At 27.0% G+C, this 18,460-nt stretch carries 10 protein-coding genes; 1 reads left to right on the top strand and 9 read right to left on the bottom strand.

Features of this window, described 5'->3' with window-relative positions; genetic code table 4:
* The first annotated feature begins 14 nt into the window (after positions 1-14).
* The gene (locus tag ACXYRK_RS00290; protein WP_458617441.1) at positions 15-5,345 is read left to right on the top strand and encodes a hypothetical protein; all 5,331 of its coding nucleotides are present in this window, start codon (positions 15-17) and stop codon (positions 5,343-5,345) included.
* Between the two features lies 1 nt (position 5,346).
* Here ACXYRK_RS00290 and ACXYRK_RS00285 read toward each other — a convergent pair whose 3' ends face one another.
* The 9 genes from ACXYRK_RS00285 to ACXYRK_RS00245 all read right to left on the bottom strand — a co-directional run bounded on the left by ACXYRK_RS00285 (position 5,347) and on the right by ACXYRK_RS00245 (position 18,410).
* Positions 5,347-6,009 (bottom strand): hypothetical protein, encoded by a 663-nt coding sequence (locus ACXYRK_RS00285; protein WP_458617439.1) that lies wholly within the window; start codon positions 6,007-6,009, stop codon positions 5,347-5,349.
* Positions 6,002-7,015 (bottom strand): hypothetical protein, encoded by a 1,014-nt coding sequence (locus ACXYRK_RS00280; protein ID WP_458617438.1) that lies wholly within the window; start codon positions 7,013-7,015, stop codon positions 6,002-6,004. Before ACXYRK_RS00280 ends, ACXYRK_RS00285 begins: the two co-directional genes overlap by 8 nt.
* Entirely contained in the window at positions 7,015-8,301 is a 1,287-nt protein-coding gene (locus ACXYRK_RS00275; RefSeq protein ID WP_458617436.1) for a glucose-6-phosphate isomerase, read from the bottom strand. The genes ACXYRK_RS00280 and ACXYRK_RS00275 overlap by 1 nt, the downstream gene beginning before the upstream one ends.
* Before the next feature lie 8 nt (positions 8,302-8,309).
* Positions 8,310-10,748 (bottom strand): putative immunoglobulin-blocking virulence protein, encoded by a 2,439-nt coding sequence (locus ACXYRK_RS00270; protein ID WP_458617433.1) that lies wholly within the window; start codon positions 10,746-10,748, stop codon positions 8,310-8,312.
* A 155-nt stretch (positions 10,749-10,903) separates the two neighbouring features.
* On the bottom strand, positions 10,904-13,504 hold the full coding sequence (locus ACXYRK_RS00265) for a coiled-coil domain-containing protein (RefSeq protein ID WP_458617431.1): 2,601 nt from the start codon (positions 13,502-13,504) through the stop codon (positions 10,904-10,906).
* A gap of 22 nt (positions 13,505-13,526) precedes the next feature.
* Complete coding sequence (tsf, locus tag ACXYRK_RS00260) at positions 13,527-14,408, bottom strand: translation elongation factor Ts (RefSeq protein WP_458617430.1); 882 nt, start codon at positions 14,406-14,408, stop codon at positions 13,527-13,529.
* A 9-nt stretch (positions 14,409-14,417) separates the two neighbouring features.
* Positions 14,418-15,275 carry a 30S ribosomal protein S2 gene (rpsB, locus tag ACXYRK_RS00255; RefSeq protein ID WP_458617428.1) on the bottom strand — a complete coding sequence of 286 codons (858 nt, stop codon included), beginning with the start codon at positions 15,273-15,275 and terminating at the stop codon, positions 14,418-14,420.
* A gap of 286 nt (positions 15,276-15,561) precedes the next feature.
* Positions 15,562-16,575 carry a hypothetical protein gene (locus tag ACXYRK_RS00250; RefSeq protein ID WP_458607308.1) on the bottom strand — a complete coding sequence of 338 codons (1,014 nt, stop codon included), beginning with the start codon at positions 16,573-16,575 and terminating at the stop codon, positions 15,562-15,564.
* Positions 16,560-18,410, bottom strand: a complete 1,851-nt coding sequence (locus ACXYRK_RS00245; protein WP_458617426.1) for a S8 family serine peptidase — start codon at positions 18,408-18,410, stop codon at positions 16,560-16,562. The genes ACXYRK_RS00250 and ACXYRK_RS00245 overlap by 16 nt, the downstream gene beginning before the upstream one ends.
* Between the last annotated feature and the right edge of the window lie 50 nt (positions 18,411-18,460).

The following is an 18,460-nucleotide window of genomic DNA, read 5'->3' as shown; positions in this document are numbered from 1 at the left end:
GAATAAGGACTGTTATGAAAAAGAAATTATGAACTATAAGCCCACTTGTTTTAGCAACACCAATTATAACTATTGCGTGTGCAAATAATTCGGATAAACAACCACATTTAAAAGATATTGTAGTTGTTTCAACAAGTTCAAATAATGCACTTATATCAATACAAATCGATAATTTATTACCAAATAAAACTTATAATCTAGAAGTAAAATTAAGTAATGGAATTTCTAAGCATATTAGTGTTAATTCTAATAAAGCTATTAAAGTTACAATTGATAATTTAACAGCTAATACAACATATCATATCAATTCAATTTTGCTTGATTCGCAAAATATTATTAACAATAATAATCAAAAAATTACTTTTACAACTAAAAAATCTGATGATCAAAGTATGTTTGATTTTAATGATGCAACATTTAATGTTTTAAAAACTGATGCAAATTCTGCATCGGTTGTTTTGGATTTTATAGCAAAGAATTTTCGAAATAATAATGTGCAATTTAAAGTAGTTTTAAATAATGACAAAAACTATGATGCAACTTATGTTTTAGATGGCAATAAGATTCGTTTAAGCATTAATGCCAGTGGTTTGAGTGCTAACACAAGTTATTATGTTAAATCTATTTTATTAGTTAATCAAGAACAAAGCAAAGAAATTTATAAAAATAGCGATGCTAATAAGTTTGCTTTTCAAACAACATCTATTGATACAATAAATCCTGCCTTAAAATCTGTAAATATATCAGATATAACAAAAAATAGTGCAAATTTAAATGTTGCTTTTAACAATTTGCAAGCAAATACACAATATAATCTTAAAATTAAATTCACCAACGGAATGCAAAAAGATTTCTTGTTAACATCTCAAAATGCTACATTCTTGATTGATAATCTTCAAACCAATACAACATATCAAATTGCTCAAATTCTACTTAATAACCAAGAAGTTATTACATCAGATAATCAAAAAATATCTTTTAAAACATTAGATGATATGCAAACTAACCAGCCACAACAAAAAGAGTATAAATTTAATTTTGATAATGCAGTTTTTAAAACAAGTGAAATAACAACAAATTCAGCTAATGCATCGATAACTTTTAATAGTGAAAATTTTAATAATTCAGATGTAAATTCAACATTTAAAGTGATATTAAATAATGATCAAATCTATAATGCTAGTTATAATGTTATCGATTTAAATCAAATTAAATTAACTGTAAATGCAACTAATTTGAAAGCTAATACAAATTATTTTGTCAAAAGCATTTTATTTTCTAATGGTAGTAGTAAAGTTATATATACCAATAACTATTCTAATAAATTTAGCTTCAAAACTAAAGCGAATCCTATTTTAAGAAGTATTAAAACAACTGATATAAAATCACATAGTGTAAATTTATCGTTAGATTTACAAAATTTGGAACCTAACAAAGAATATAATCTTAAAATTCGATTCAAAAGTGGATTTGATAAGGATTTTGTTGTAAATAACAACACATCTTCTTACCAAATTAGTGATCTTGCTGCTAGTTCTACATATCATATTTCACAAATTTTATTAAATAACATCGATATAATCACTTCGGATTCCCAAAAAATCTCTTTTACAACTTTAACAGATAACTCTAACAATTCTGAATCAAAACCAATTGAATATCATTTTGACTTTAATAATGCACAATTTTCGTCATCTGAAATAACTACAAATTCTGCTAATTTATCTTTGAATATCCAAACAAAAAATTTTAATACTATTAAGCCGAATTTAACTTTCAAACTTATATTGAGTAATGATTACCGATACAATGCTACTTACCAAATTCTAAGTCCTAATCAGCTAAAACTAAATATTAATGCAGATAACTTAAGTGAAAATACAAGTTATTTTATTAAATCTATTTCATATAATGAAGATAATCAAGATCATTTAATTTATAGCGATTCAAATAACAAATTTAATTTTAAAACCTTGTCATTACCAGATCAAGTAACTAATGTTAATATTTATCATAGTTCGCTATTGGTAGAACCAAATTCAAATGCTAACAACCAAGTTGATGTAACTATAAATAACATAAAAGATATTTATCAAAATAAATCTGCAAGAATAGTATTAACAAAAAATGGGAGTGATATTTATAGCAGTGAAATAACATTAAATAATGCAACAAATTATACTTTTACAATAAACAATCTTTCGAATGGAACATATACATTTAAAAACTTTCAAGTAAATATAAATGGAAATTGAAAAACATTTGAAAATAGTTTCTCAGGCACATATTCATTTACTGTCACAGAAAAAAAACCACAAAAAGAAAATACTGCACCAGTTTCAAATAATGATATCAAAAACTATGGTAACATTTTTACCTTGCAAAATGCTAATCTTATTTCAGGTAATGATTTAAATATTAATACATCTAATGATTTTCATGAATTGAATAAAGATACATTAAAAACAAATGATTCTTATTATCCTATATATTTTAATTATTTAGATGCTCCTACTACTAAAACAAGTTCAAATGACACTGAAAACAAATATACTCAAACATCTAATGTAGATGTTTCTAGCATAAATGTTACAAATGATACAATAACTATAAATATTACTAACACATCGGAAGGCATAACATCTGCAAAAGCATTGGTAAAAAGTTTTGACCAATATAATCCTTGAGTAAAATACATTGATTTAAGTGTTAATAGTAATCAACTTTCATTTAATGCAAACAATCTAAGTAACTATCAAAATGACTATATTATTACCCAACTTGTTATTAATAATAATAAAGTAGCAACCTTTAATTTGCAGTCAAAATATAAGTTTTCTAAGAAAAATAATTCATTTGATAATTTAATGTTGCAAAACTTTGATATTTATAAAAATCAGAACACAAAAGAGATTTTTGCAACAACTTCATTTAATTGAACAACTGAACAAGTTAAAATTTTATCAGATAAAGTTTTTGTTTTCTACTTTGAAGTAGAGAAAAAAGTTTATAAAGAAGAAAAGAAAACAGATTTTCCATTTGGTCCTACTATTATTGTAAACAAAGATCAAGCCTTTGATGTTGAAAATGCTGTGCCAGCAAGTAAGAAAATTTATATCCCTTTTAAAGATTTATCTAAATTTTCACTCGCAGCCTTTCAAGAACAAATTAAGTATAAACTTAAATATATTGATGTAGTAAATAATAAAAGTTATCTAAATTTTATTCCAAGAAAAGAAGTTTCTAATAAGAACATTGAGTTTTCATATAATTTTGACTGAACATCAGAAAATAAACTTAAAAACCAACTTGACGATGGTTCATCTGTAAGTAAGGTAAAAAAGTATGATTTATTATCTACAACACATCAAAGCAACATTACTTTTTCACCTGAAAATTTCAATGCAGTTTTAGATTATAATTTTGATTATTTTAACTGAAAAACCAGATATAAAAATTCAAAAGAAAACCATCCAGACCGTAATTACACAATTACAAAAAATAATATAGCTCAAAAAATTCATTGATTTAAAACTCGAGAATATCTTAATGATTCAATTTTTAAATTAAGCGAAAATAATGCTACTGCATCTATTTCTGAAGATTTAAATTCAATTATTATCCCAAGTGATTTTGATAAAGAGAACATAATTTTCTGATTTGTTTTTGAACTTGATTTAAATCCAAGAGAGTTTAAGGATGCAAATGAATTTGATAATATTCATTCGCGTGTTAGAGTTCCTGTTTCTTTGAAAACCTTGCAAGAAAACCAATATATTGATGATGTTGATTTTATGTATGATTATGTTTCTGAAACACCTGCATTTCAACAAAGTCTGTATTCAAAAATTAAGAGCAATATTAAATTTAGTTTATCATTAACAAATAATCAACTTACATTAAAACTACATACAAGAAATAATAATATCCATTTTAATAACATCCTTGCTACACATAATCATTCAACTAGTCGCTCAGCATTTATTTCGAGAAATGAATTTTTTGTAAATTGAATTCAAAATGAAACTGATACAGATGAAAAAATTAAATTTAAACAAGCTAAGAAACTTGATAAAAACTCAATTCAGGGTTCATCAATTGGTTATAAAAATACATATGAATTAAAAACACATAATCAAACAGTTCAAAATATAGAAGCGAGAAATAATATTTTAGATGATGCACCTGCCAAGGATGACCGTTCAAAACGTTTATATAAAGAAGATTCAGTTAAACCAATCGAAGAGGGTAGATCCAGAGTGTTTAGTTTAAATGCTGATGCTGATGGAACTTGAAATATCTTTTCCAAAGTTAATGATAATCCTAATGATTTTCGTTATTATGCCTTTGTTAATTTTCATGTTTGAAACACCAATCGTCATTCAGGGATTGGAACTTGAACGCAACATCATAACGGATATGAAAGAATTGTAGTTCAACATCCTAAATTGATTTCTTCGACTAATATTAACAGACCAACCCAAGATCAACAAAACAATAAATATTTACCAATTTATACTGATAAACAAGCAAATAATGCTTCGGATGATACAAATGATAAAAAATTTACATATCCAAAACTAACACCTGATGGTGATATGTTTGATTTTAAAATACCAAGCAGTGAACAAGGAATAACTTTTGATTTATTTTTAGATTTTAGCGGACAAGTTCAAAATTCATATGGAAATTTTAAAAATACTGATGGAGAAATTATCAGCAGAAGCACAAATAATAACCTCGATGCAATTGTTGCTATTGTAGATTTCAAACCAATTTTTACAACCTTTGATGGTAAAGATTTGGATACATATAAATACAAAGAAAGATTGTTAACTCAGCATGAAAAAAATGCAATAAAGCACTTTCTTAATTTCAAAAACCTTAAACCATTAAACATTTCGGATTTATCTTTATATCTTAGTTCCTTTAATAATTTAAACTTCTATATAGCAACTCTACCTAAGGTTGTTACCTTAGGTAATCAAGAAAGTTATCCCGGATTACGCTATCGTGAATATTTAATCGGTAATAACCCGATTAAATATTATGGTAATGATAAAAGTACCATTGATGCTGTACGCCCTGCACTATGAGGAGAGGTTCCAGATTTTGACTGAGGAAGTGGTTCATCAGGTAGTGGGGTTTATGATAGCGATGGTAATGTAGTTGGTTTAGATAAGCAAGCCGGAAACTGAGGATCAAATAATTTTTTAGTTTTTGATACACAAAAATATGCATATTTAAAAAATCGTGGATTACCTTATAATCCAACTACTTTTGAGCAGGTTGTAAAGAAAATGGCATATTTATACCCTGATCAATTTAAGGATATCTTCAAATAGTTTATTTTACTTTTTGATAAGTCTTAAATTCAAAGAAATCATAGATTTGTGATGAATTTAAGACAAATGTCTTTTCAGAATTAATACATTCTTTAATCTTATTAATTTGATCAACATAGTAATTTCCATCCAAGATGACTAAGAATTTCACTTTGTCATCTTGATTTTTATTAGCATTTTCGATAAATGACATCACATCGTTTCTTTGATTATCTTGAGCACCACCTTTTTCATTGGTATATTTGAAAGTGCAATAAAAAATTATATCGTCTTTGATGAATTCAAAGTCGATACTTTTGTTTGTGATTTCATTATATTCACGATTGGATAAATCAAGGATGTTACCAAACTTGTTGATAAATTTAGCATCCTTACCAGTTTTGGGTAATTTAAGGATGGTAACATTATGAAGTTGATTGTGCAAGTATTCGAGTAAAATATCTTCGTGAATGTTTTGTTTATTTGGATCTTTTGCATATCTTATGAGAGCAAAAATATCTTCATTTATGATTTTATCTTTAATAAAATTAACATCTAAATCATATCTATTTGCATCCTTATAAATTTTTTCTAGCAATGATTTATCATTTTGTATCAGCAAACTTTTAACATCCTTGATATTATGCATTCTTCTTTTTCTTAATTCTAAATCTCAGTTAATCATCATAACCACCTAATTCATAGACAACACTCATTATTCGTTTTGCCTCAGTCCAGCTAAGTCTACGACGATATTTAAAATCCTTTCTTAAACCTTTAAACGAAGATAAAAACACATCCTTAGTTTCGCAGCGATATTTAACTAAATAATCGTTTAATGCATTGATATAGGCTTTTAATTGATTATCATCAAGATTTCAGTCATTAGGCAATTTAATTCTTGTATAACTTCGTGATGAATTATTGACATTTTTGCATTTTGAATCTGCTAATGAAAATCTAATACTATCATTTTTTGTATTATCGATGCCATTTAATCATATTTGTCCATTATTATCATTAAAAACAAATTTATATTGATTTTGTGGTTGCTTTTGAAGTTGTTTTAACTCTTTATATCAACCGATAAAAACATCATTTTTATACACCAAAAAATCCTGAGTAGAATTTTTGTTAAACAAAGCAAGACAAACTGGACATTCAGTATCATTAAACATTTTCATTTGCAACGAAATTACTGCATATAAGCGAGTTTTAAGATTTAAATTAGTTGATGTGATAAAAGTTTCAGGGATAATTGCAGCGACAAAATCGGTATACTTAAGCATAATATCTAAAGCATATTTGTATAAGTCGTCATAACCACCAAAATCATTATTTATCTTAGAACGTGTTGCACTATTTTTTGCTAAATACGGTGGATTAGTAATAGCTAATTTATATCCTTTAGGATAGTTTTTTAATGAATCATTGATGTTAATTTGATATTTATCAAAATGATTAATTTGATTGTTGTTTTGATCATAAAAATGTTGAATATCAAAACATTTTCATGGGTTATTTAAATTAAGTTGTGATAACAAGAAAGGTATATTATTAGAACCCGCAAAAGGCTCTAAATATATGATATTATGGGATAATAAATTATTTTCTTTAAGTCACTTAAAGAAAATAATATTATCAAATGGATTACAAATAGTAAAGAATTGTCCTAATCGTTTTTTGTTCATTATTTCTTTTCTAGCATACTGAACATATTCTTTTTATATACTTCGACACCAGGTTGATTGAACGGATTAACTCCTAATAAATATGCACTCATTGCTAATGCTCGTTCAAAGAAGATAAATAAGGTTCCTAAGGTTGCTTCATTAAATGTGTCAAATAACATATGAATTACAGGGATTTTACCACTGATATGATGTGCATTTGCAGTAGCATTAAAAGCAATGTTATTAACTTGGTGTAAATTATTTGAAGCTAGGTAATTTAGTTTGTCATAATCAATTGCTTCTTTTGAAAATTCAATGTTAGCAGAAGGATTTTCTAAGGTTAAAACAGTTTCAAAAAGAATTTTATTACCATCTTGAATCATTTGCCCTAGCGAGTGTAAGTCGGTAGAAAATAAGCAACTGGTAGGTCATAACCCTTTTCCATCCTTTCCCTCAGATTCACCAAACAGTTGTTTTCATCATTCTAAGAAGTATTGTAGTTTTGGTTCATATGAAACCATCATTTCGATAGCATAATTGTTATTATATAAATGATAACGAGCAGCAGCATATCAATAAGCAGGATTTAATTCAAGTTTTGATTCAGAAAGTTCCTTATTAGTTTGGTTTGCTGCATCTAAAATTCCTTTTGCATCGATTCCGGCGCATAAAAACGGAAATAAACCAACTGCTGTTAATACCGAAAAGCGTCCACCAACATCATCGGGAACAACAAACTTTTGGTAACCTTTTAAGGTTGCTAATTCAAATAAAACACCTTTTTGTTTATCGGTTGTTGCAACTATATAATCGCTTGCTTGATCACCGATTTTGCCTTCAAGCAATTTTCTAAATTCACGAAAAGCAATTGATGGTTCTAATGTGGTTCCGGATTTTGAAATTACATTAATAGCAAATTTTTTATCATCAACATATTTTAATTTTGCAACTAATGTTTCTGCTGAAATATCATTTCCAGCAAATAAAAGTTCCATTTTAGGTTTTTTGCTTGAATAAGGTCCGTAGATAAAATCATAACCACTTTTAGCCCCTAAATATGAACCACCAATTCCAATGACAACAACAACTTCGATTCCAGTTTTAAATCAAAAATCGGCTTTCTCTTGCATTGCTTTAAATTCATCTTTATCATAATCAGCAGGTAGATTATATCAACCTAACCAATCTTTTTCAACTACATTTTTGCTGACTATATCGTTATGGATTTGAGATATTTTAGGTTGTAAGTATTTTAATTCTTCTAATGATGGGGCTTTTGAAAAATCTAATTTTAAGTGTTTCATATTTTCCTTTATGTGATTTCTAATGTATCTTGATCACTATATACTTGCACATTGTATCCGTTTTGTTGTAATTGTGCTGCTAAATTAGTAGCAATTTTATCAACTAAAATAGGTTTACTTGCAAATTCTTGGTATAAGGTTTTTGTTAATGTTCTTAATTCGGATAAACCGGTTGATGTAAGTGTTCCGTTACCACTGATATATAATTGATTAGTTTCTCCGTTGCTAAAGGTAATTTTTGAATCTAGTTGAGGGGAATTAAGTACAAAGTTTTCATTAAATCCCGCATTATTAATATCGTCTGCAGTCATTGTAAAAATTTGCGAATTATTATATAACTTTAAACGACGGATTTTACGTGGTTTATTATTTGATGCTTTTTGATTATCAGAAAATATTAAACCTTTTAATGATTTAATTTCTGGTACCCTAGAAAAATCAAGTCCTTGAGGATATGAGTTATCTTTTTCTTTGGTATCTGGATCTAATCCAGATCCGTAACTACCTTGAAAGAATGGTTCATTGTTGCGAGTTCAATATACCATTCTTAAACCTAAATTAATTTCTTTATATGGATCAGAAGTATTTTTTAAATAATTTGATTCATCAAAAGCAATGGTATCAAAGATGATTCGTGTTGCTATCGGGATATTCTTTTTATAGTTTTGGTTAGGATTATAATCATTAGTATTAATTCAAGCAACTTTGTTTAATGCTCAAGGGTTATAACTTCAAGCATCTAAAACAGGATTTCCATAGGTATATAAACCTAGTTCATCAATGTTTTTGTCTTTTAAAGCAATTAACGCAGATGTATTAGTTGCAGAAGCATCAAAGAATAATTGTAGTTGTGGAATATGATTTGGAAGTAATTTAAAGATGTCAATATATTTTTGTGCAGCATTTGCTTTACCTAAGTTATTAAAGCGATATGAAGTAATTTGTATTTTATTTTCTTCAAGTTCTTTAATTAATGAAGCAGTTTTTTGGTAAGCATTTGGATCATTCATATCAATATAGAGTGCATACCCTTGGTTGCGTAAGGTTGGGCTTTTGTCATTACGGGTATAATCATAAACTTTAATTCCAGGTGTGTTATTAACATATTTGCTAAAAATTGGTCCATTAGTTACATCGGTTTTAGTTCAACCTGGATAATTTCCTTCTTCTAAATTTCCTGGTGTGATAGCTTGTCAGTCATCATAACCAAAAGCTCTTTTGTATTTGTTATCTCTGGTAACTCTTGCAGTTACACGGTTAAATCCAGGAGGTAGTTCTTGTCCATAACTATCTAGTTCTCCATTTTCATTAATAAATACATTATCAGGATCAAGTGTGTAACCTTTTTTTAGAAAATCGATTGCTCTTTGTGAAAGATTAGTAAATTTGCTGCGATCGAGATGGAAAGCGACATAAACTTTTTCTTCTATGAAGTTATTAAATTTACGTTTTAAATAGATATCACGATAGTTTTGTTTAATATATTGCAGATATCTTGGATCATTTTTATGTCTAATAATTTCTTCGGCAATTCTACCAAAACGATCATTTATTCCAGTTCAAAAACCTTTAGATAGTATATATGGAGCATTTTCAGATTCTGAATCATCGGTAGCATCTGCAATTTTACCTGCATTAGCATTAATTCCGTCGATAGCAACTTTAGCATCTGCTGCAATAAGTTGTGGTGTTACTTCAACAGAGATAATTTTTCCGGTTGTAACATTTTGGTATCCTTTCGGATTGGCAATTCCATCTTCTATATCTTGTTTAGAATATTCATGTGGTATAACCTTAAAATCTACCTTAGCCCTTGCTGTTGTGTTTGCAATATTTATTTCAGTATAACCATCTCCAATTCCGTCAATGTTATACTGTGTATTTGTAATAGGTTGAGTAGGTTTTGGTGTTGTTGGTTGTTGTATAGGTTTAGGTTGCTCGACTATAACAGGTGCAGAAGGTTGTGGTTTGCTCTCTACCTTTTGCACAGGTGGTTTTTGTTTTATCGGCTCTTGTTTTACAGGTTGTGTAGTAATAACAATCGGTTTTTGTAAATCAATAGGTTTTTGTTGTGTTTGTGGTGGTTTAATATCTGGTGCACTTATTATAATTGGCTCTTTTGGCTGTTTTGGTTGATTTTCAGGTTTTATGATAGATTCTTTCGGTTGTTCTTTTTGTTGTTGACTTGGAGCGATATTAATAACAACCGGATTAGTAGGTTGCTCTTTAATTTTTTGCAAGTTATTATCTATATTTGATGAGTTTGCTAGATTGGTGTTTAATTTGTTTTCAGGAATTAATCTAGCATCTTGATTTGATAAATCAGTTTTGCTTCCACTTAGAATTTGAGCTGATGTTTGATAAACTACTGAAGCAATGCTGCTAGATAAAATTAAGCTACCAGAAATAGCTGCTAAGAGAATGAAATTCTTACGTTTATATGACATTTTAACCTCCATATAATTTATATATAAGTTATAACAAAAAAGCAGAATATCAAAAATTATTTTTTAAATATTTTTTGATTTTTTTTATGCTACGATAAAGCAAAAAAAACTAATTTACAATTATGTATATTTTAATGACAATAAAAATACAAACTCTATGAGTTTGTATTTGTTTTTGTTGATTTGTTTTCTACAGGTTGATTATTTGTAGTTTTGTTATTAGATTCGGTATTAACCTGTTCTTTTGCTCCTTGATTTTCATTAGCACTTGCTTGTGATTGAAGATTATTTGAAGTTACTTTTGTTGTTTCTGTGGTGTTTCAAAGTGTATTTAAATGTTCTAAAACAACTAATGAAGCTTTGAAAGTTGCAAATGCATTTGCAAGTGTGTATGGGGTGAATGCAGCCTTGATTTGTGTTGCAGGAGCATACACAGACGTATCAAATTTAGTAAAAGCATTCGATCTAAAACTGATGTTTGGATCATTTAATTTAGTATAGTAAGCATTACGAGCATCTGTTAGTTCTTGTTTAAGTTGTTCAAGGTTGGCATCTTTACTTTGTATTGCTTTAAATACTTTTTCTGATGCTAAAAAGTAATTTTTCTCTAGTGCATCAAATTCTTTGTAAAAAGTTTTTGCATCAAAAGATTGTGAAGTTGATACAAATGAATTTGCATCTGTGCTATTGATATAAGCAATATTATCGTTTTGCGATATATCTAATAAAGATTTAGTAGTTGTATTATAAGCATCGGTATCGACTACTGTTGATTCTAATGATAAATCATTTCATTGATCAGAATATAAATTAGTTCATTGACGAATTCAAGCAATAGTTTCTTGACCAGGAATATAGTAGTTATATTTATTATTTTCAGATGTATCTTTTTGATATCCTAATTGATCTTTTAATACCTGTGAGTCGGGATTTAAACCTAAATCTTCTCAATATAAGTATAAGTTAGATAAAACTAATAATTTTTCATATAAGAATCTAAGTTTAAGATTCTTATCAAAGGTTTTTAGCATATCATCTTCAGTTTTAGATTTAATTGGTGTATACTCAGTATTAAAATCTTTTAAAAGTTGATCGATTTTTTCATTATGAAATTTTTGATTACCATCGTTTTGCGATTTTTTAGCAGTTATTTCGGTAATTTTGTCATCAATTTTTTTAATGTATTCAGTATTTTCTTTTTTGAATTTTTCTAAATCAGATTTAAGATTATCTGCAGTTAGTTTATATTTACTAAAATCTGAATTTGCTTGTGTAAGATATCCTAAAATTCCTAATTTAGTTTGTTCTCCATTAAAATAATCAATATATTTTAAATTACCTAGAGCGGAATAAAAAGGTTTGTTCAATTTATAGTGGTATATACTTCTAAAACCATCTCCAAGTGTTTTTAAATAATCAGCATATTTTTTATGAAGCTCTTGAGCTTGATTTTTAAGACTTAAAATATCATCGGTTTTTAATAAAGCATTTGAAAGTGGAAAGTCACTTATGACAAAGTCGATAAATCATTTGCTCTTGTCAATTATTGGATTACCATCAGAAGAAGTTGCTTTTGATGCATAATTAGGAGTTCAAATTTCTGATAAAAAAGTTGCATAATTAATTAATTGTTCTTGAAATGGTTTTGCTTCTGCAATAAGGTTTGCATCTTGTTTTTTATCATTTGACATTAATGTCTGCAGATTTAATCCACCTAATCTTGCTGTTGTGAATGCAAAAACTTTTGATTGTTGGATTTTTTCATCCTTAACTTTTTGCCCATCTGTTTGGTTTGTAGATACAAATTTTGATTTATCAGTTGCACTAACTTGTTGTTCGATTGCAACAATGTTATTATATCTTCATCTAAATAAATCGTTCATAAATGATTTATTGGATTCTAATAATTTTGGTAACTTAATTTTTGCATCTTGTAATGCAGTTGAAATTCGAGAAAAATATGAAATTCTAGATTCGATGATTGAAGCGATATTTCATAATGATGCACGGTTTTCTACAGTTTGCTGATATATTTCACGATTATTTTTAAGTGGTTCAATTAAACGATTGATTTGATTTATAAATGATCTTTTATTTGCTGCACTTATGTCTTTTGCTTCTCTAATTTCTTCTATAGTTTTTTCTAAAAATAAGATAGTAAAATCATTTATTTCAATCAAAGCTTTTTTGCCTGAATAATGTCGCTTTAAAAAACTACTTTTAATTTCTTGGTTTTCATTCTCTAATTTTTCTTTATCTGATTGTAGTTGTTCGATAGTTTCTTTGTTATGCTGAGCATTTTGTTCGTTTTGTTTTTTTAATAACTCCTCATGTTGTTTTTGCTGTTTAGTACTTTCTTCTTGAATTTTAGTATTTTCTTTTTTAAGTGAATCAACTTCAACTTTTAAATCAGAATTTTCAGTAAACAGATTTGGAATAACTGATAAAGCAGCAGTATTATAATCAGATAATATTTTATTATATAAAGCATTTAATTGCTCTATGGTAGTAGTTTTTGAATTAGTTAATTCATCGAATTTATTTTTATTCTCAAGATATTTTTCAGAGTTAAGATTGTATAAATTTACTCTTTTTAACATCTCGTCTATTTGTTTTGATTTTAAAACAATTTCCTTTGATTGTTGTGGTTGTTGTGTTGTTTTTTCTGGTGTACATGCAACAACTAAAGCAACGGACAAAGTTAATAAAGATGTACTAGAAAGTAATTTTCATTTTTTTAATTTTTGAATTTTCATAATCTCCTTTTTTTAATATAAATTATTTCCTTACCATTTCAGCAACATCGGCAGCGAAGTTTGATTGAGTTTTTTCAATTCCTTCACCTACTTCAAATCTTATTGCTGATACAAGTTGGCTACCATGATCGTTTAAGTATTTACCTACTGAAATAGAATCTTGCATTACAAATGCCTGTTTTTCTAAAACAAATTCTGAAAGTTGTTTAGTTAATCAACCATGAAAGATTTTTTCTTGAATTTTAGCAGGTTTTGATTCGAAAGCCACTGGTTTTTCAAAACGTTCTTTTATTTCTGATAATTGTTTTTCACTTAAATCAGAAACTAATGTAACTTCAGGGTTCATTGCTGAAACATGCATTGCAACATTTTTTGCAGCATAAATATCTGTACCTTTTATTTTAACAACAGCAGCAATTTGATTATTAGCATGGACATATGTTCCTAGTATTTCACCTTCTTTTGCTTTTACCATAAACATACGACGGAATGAAATTTTTTCTCCAATAACTGATGTAGCTTCGATTAATGCTTTTTCTACTGTTAAACCATTTGGTAGAACAACATCTAATGCTTTTTCCTTAGTTCATACATTGGCATCAAAAATAGCATGAGCGATTTGTTGAACAAGTTCTAAGAATTTATCATTTTTTGCAACAAAATCGGTTTCACTGTTTATTTCTATTAATAATGAACGATATTTGTTGGTAATTGCAGTAACAGCACCTTCAGCAGCAATTCTGCCAGCTTTTTTTGCAGCTTTAACAATTCCATTTTCCTTTAGTCATTTAACAGCTGCTTCGATATCATAATTAGTTGCTTCAAGAGCTTTTTTAACATCAATTAATGCTGAATTAGTTCTTTGTCTTAATTCTTTTATAAGTTCTATTTTATTTACTGACATAATTTACTCCTAATTATTTGTTTCTGTATTTTTTGATTGAAATTCTGGTAAGATAACTTTTTCATCATCTTGATATGCAAATAATTGTTGCCCACCTCTTGCTTTAGCAATTGCATCAGCTAAAATTGTCATAATTAAATTAATTGATTTTGATGAATCATCATTGGCAGGAATACCGAAATCTACTGCATCAGGGTTTGCATTCGAATCAAGAATAGCGATTACTTTTAATCCTTTTCTACGAGCTTCTTTGACGGCGATTTCATCTTGCAATGGATCTGCTACAATCATAACATTTGGTAATCTTCTCATATTACGAATACCATTTAGATTTTTATGTAACTTGTCTAATTCTTTTTTGAAATTTAAAGCCTCTTTTTTGGTATAACCTTTAAAATTATTAGCTGCCTTTTCTTCTAATTCTTCCATCTTTTTAACACGAGACATAATTGTTTCATTGTTTGTTAATGTTCCACCAAGTCATCTTTCAGTAACAAAAAATGAATTTGTTCTTTCAGCTGCATTTTTAACAGAATCACGAGCTTGTTTTTTAGTTCCTACAAAAATAAATTGTGCATTTTTAGCGGCTAATGAATTTACAAGTGAGTAAGCAAATTCTAAATATTTTTGTGTTTTAAAGATATCAATAATGTGAGCGCCTTTATTCATTTTATTTGGAACAAGGTATTCCTTCATTTTTGGATTTCATGAATGTGATTTATGTCCAAAATATGCTCCGGCTTCTAAAAGTTTTGTTCTTGAAACAATAGGATTTTTTTCTTTGTTTTCTTTAACTTCCTTTGTTTCTTTATTAGTTTTTTCTACCCTAATTTCAGGTTTAATTTCAGTTTTACTTTGATTTGTCATTTTTTTCCTTTAGTTTGTTTTGTCTAAATAAACTATTCTAACACCTAGCACTTATAATTATTCAAGCACACCCAAGCGAATCCTAGTTTATTGTGATTTATAAAAATAAGTATTAAAATACTTATATTTATTTTATCATTTTTTCTTTGCTATAAAAATATGGTAACTTAATTTATTTGTCTGTATACTAGATAAAAAAGAAAACATACTTCTGAAAACTTAGTTTTTTATTTTAAAGTTGGTATAAAACACAAAAAAAACACAACCAAAAATAGTTGTGTTATTTTTACGAAAGAGTAATTTTTATATTATTTGGTTTACCATCTTTATCATAAGATAATTTAGTATTTTTTAAATTTATTATATATGACTTAGCAAGTAATTTTAATACAGATGTTTGCGTATTTGATGTTAATTTAGCATATTTATCATAATTTGAAACAAATTCTACATTATTTCGAGTTCAAATGCGTCCTTCAAAGTGATTATAATATATTGCATATCATATATCATCAAATTCTCTTTGTTGAATTTTAATAATTTTATTAGGAACAAGAGTTTTATCTGGAACATAGTTTTTACTATAGAATAAATACGATTTATATGAGGGAAGTTTAATGTTATCTTTAAACTTTGTATATATTTGATTTGTTTCAGTTACTGGACTAATATTATTATTTTTTAATTTTATAGATATATTAATTTGATTATTTTCATTTTTTACAGTATTGATAGAACTGTTATTCAGTTTCTCAATTTTGTCAGGATAATAATAAAAGTAACTTGGATATCCTATTGGTTCTGCACCGTATTGTGTAATCAAATTGTAAACACGAATTGGAAAAAAATCTCCTTCGATATCTCTTACAAATAATAAATTTATAAGAACTTTATTTTCATTTTTAATTGGTAACATCTCGATTACCATATTATTATTTTTTTTATAAAATAAATTATTTTTATCATTTGAAAATATGTTCTTGATATTATTATAGTTTCATTGAAAATTATAAGAACTACTTATTTTTTTGAAAGTTAGAGTTTGTTCATTGTTTTGTGTTACTAAAGCAAAAAAAGAGTGCTCTTTATCGATAATATTGTTTAATTTTGAATATTTAGTATCAAGAATTAAATTTTGAGATTTCAAATTTTCTTTTAGTTTTCTTACTTGATCATTATTTTCTGATTCGTTTTTTGCTTCCCAAGGAGTTTTATTTTCATAATGACTACATGCTATCGAAACTGTTAATAAAGGACCAGATAAACATAGACTCAATAATTTTATTAGGTTTCTGGTCATGATTTTTCTGCTGTTAATTTTGAACGAGTTTCATAAATAGCATATTTATCATTTAAAATGTAATAGACATTTTTGTTTGTAAGGTTTGTGTTTTCAAAGTCATTTCTTAGTTTAATAGTTAAGGTAAATTCATATGGTCATGAATGATAATTTCTACCCGCTACAAACATATTGCGATTTGTTGCATCGCTATTATCATTGTTCAGATTTGGATAATTAACTTTTAATGTTGAAAGGTGGTATTGTCTGTAAATCCATCATGAATTTGCATAAATAACACCTACCATACCTACATTAAATATATTAGAGTGATTATGTATTTCAGATACACTTAGTTTTCTTCTCTCAGAATTTGATAATCTTCATAAATCAGAATATGTAGAATAAGCAGCAAGTGGTTTTTCACCACCAGAGATTAGATTTTTATATGTCAATTGTTTTGACTTACTGTAATATAAATCATATATACTGTATTTTCTAACATTGTCTGCATAAAATTTCATTCTGTCTCAATTTATATATCCTGCACCAAGGTTTAATGGTAATATATTGATTTTATCATTATATTGTTTTAAATCAAAACTTGCTATTAAAATAGCTTTTAATTCTGGAACTTGATAACTTGAATTAGGTTTTTTTATTGCCGATAGTAAAGCAGAAGCAGCTAATAAAACAGGTGTAGAAAAACTTGTTCCTGATCATCGTCAATAATCTGGATCATCAACTAATGTGTCTGTTTTTCATCATTGATCATTTAAAAAAAGTGATTGATTACTAAATTTATCTGGACCTATACCTAAAGGAGAATCCTCAAAACCTTTAATTTTACCATTTGAAAAATCTTCAATTTGATCATTATTAAAATTATATGCACCGATTATAAAAGTGTTTTTAGTTCTTTGGATAGAAGAAGCTTTTTTTCAAAAGGTGGGGTTCTGGTTAATTGTATCTCTTAACTTTTCTAATATTATTTTTTGATAGGTAGTAGGTTTAGAATTAAGTTTTTCATTTATCCATTTATTAACCTCCATTATATGATTTGGTGTTTTAAGATTTTCGTTATCAGCAGAAATGAAAAATTTCATATTATATTTATATGCATATTCATCGATTAATGCGGCTTCATCTGGATAATCTGTGTTAATTTCTACATTTAAAATATCTATAATATTGTTTATATATGAAAGATTACTATTTTTATAATATTCATTCATTTTATTTAGATCTAGTAGTTTGCGATATGAGGTTGAATAACTCATATTAATATATTCAACATTATTTTTCCTAAAGAACTCTAAATTTTCTTTTAATATGTCATAATTGCTTGCATTATATGTTCTATTATAACTTGTTGAATAAATTTCAGCATTTTTTAGTAATCCAGAATCGCTACCAATGATTGAAGCAATTTCAGTTGCATGATAATTTTTATTTCAATAATCTAAAAATGAGTGATTCATCTTGGAAAAATCAAATATTTTATCATCAGTAAGGTTAGGGTCATATTTAACTCTGTTACTATTAACAACATTTGGATTATTAATTGAACCTAGAATATTATAATTATCTTCATTTATTTCTTTATCAATATTTAAAGTTGTATTTCCATCAAATTTTAAAATTCGATAATCAACTAATCCACCATCGATGATACCTATTTTAATCTTTTTATCAGTTCTTTCGTGGATTCCTAGTTTATCTCATAACTTATCAAATAAATGATTGTATTTTTTAATGTCTCTAGGTTGATTTGCAAAAATTGCTGACATTGTTAAAGGAAGGCTTGAAATGCTAGATAAACCAATAATATATTTTCAAAATTTCTTTAATTTCATAATAACCTCCTAATTTAATTATACTCTTTTGTATGAAATTATTTTCAGTA

This window comes from Mycoplasma sp. AC1221, assembly GCF_054353815.1.
This window is presented reverse-complemented; position numbering and strand designations above follow the sequence as displayed.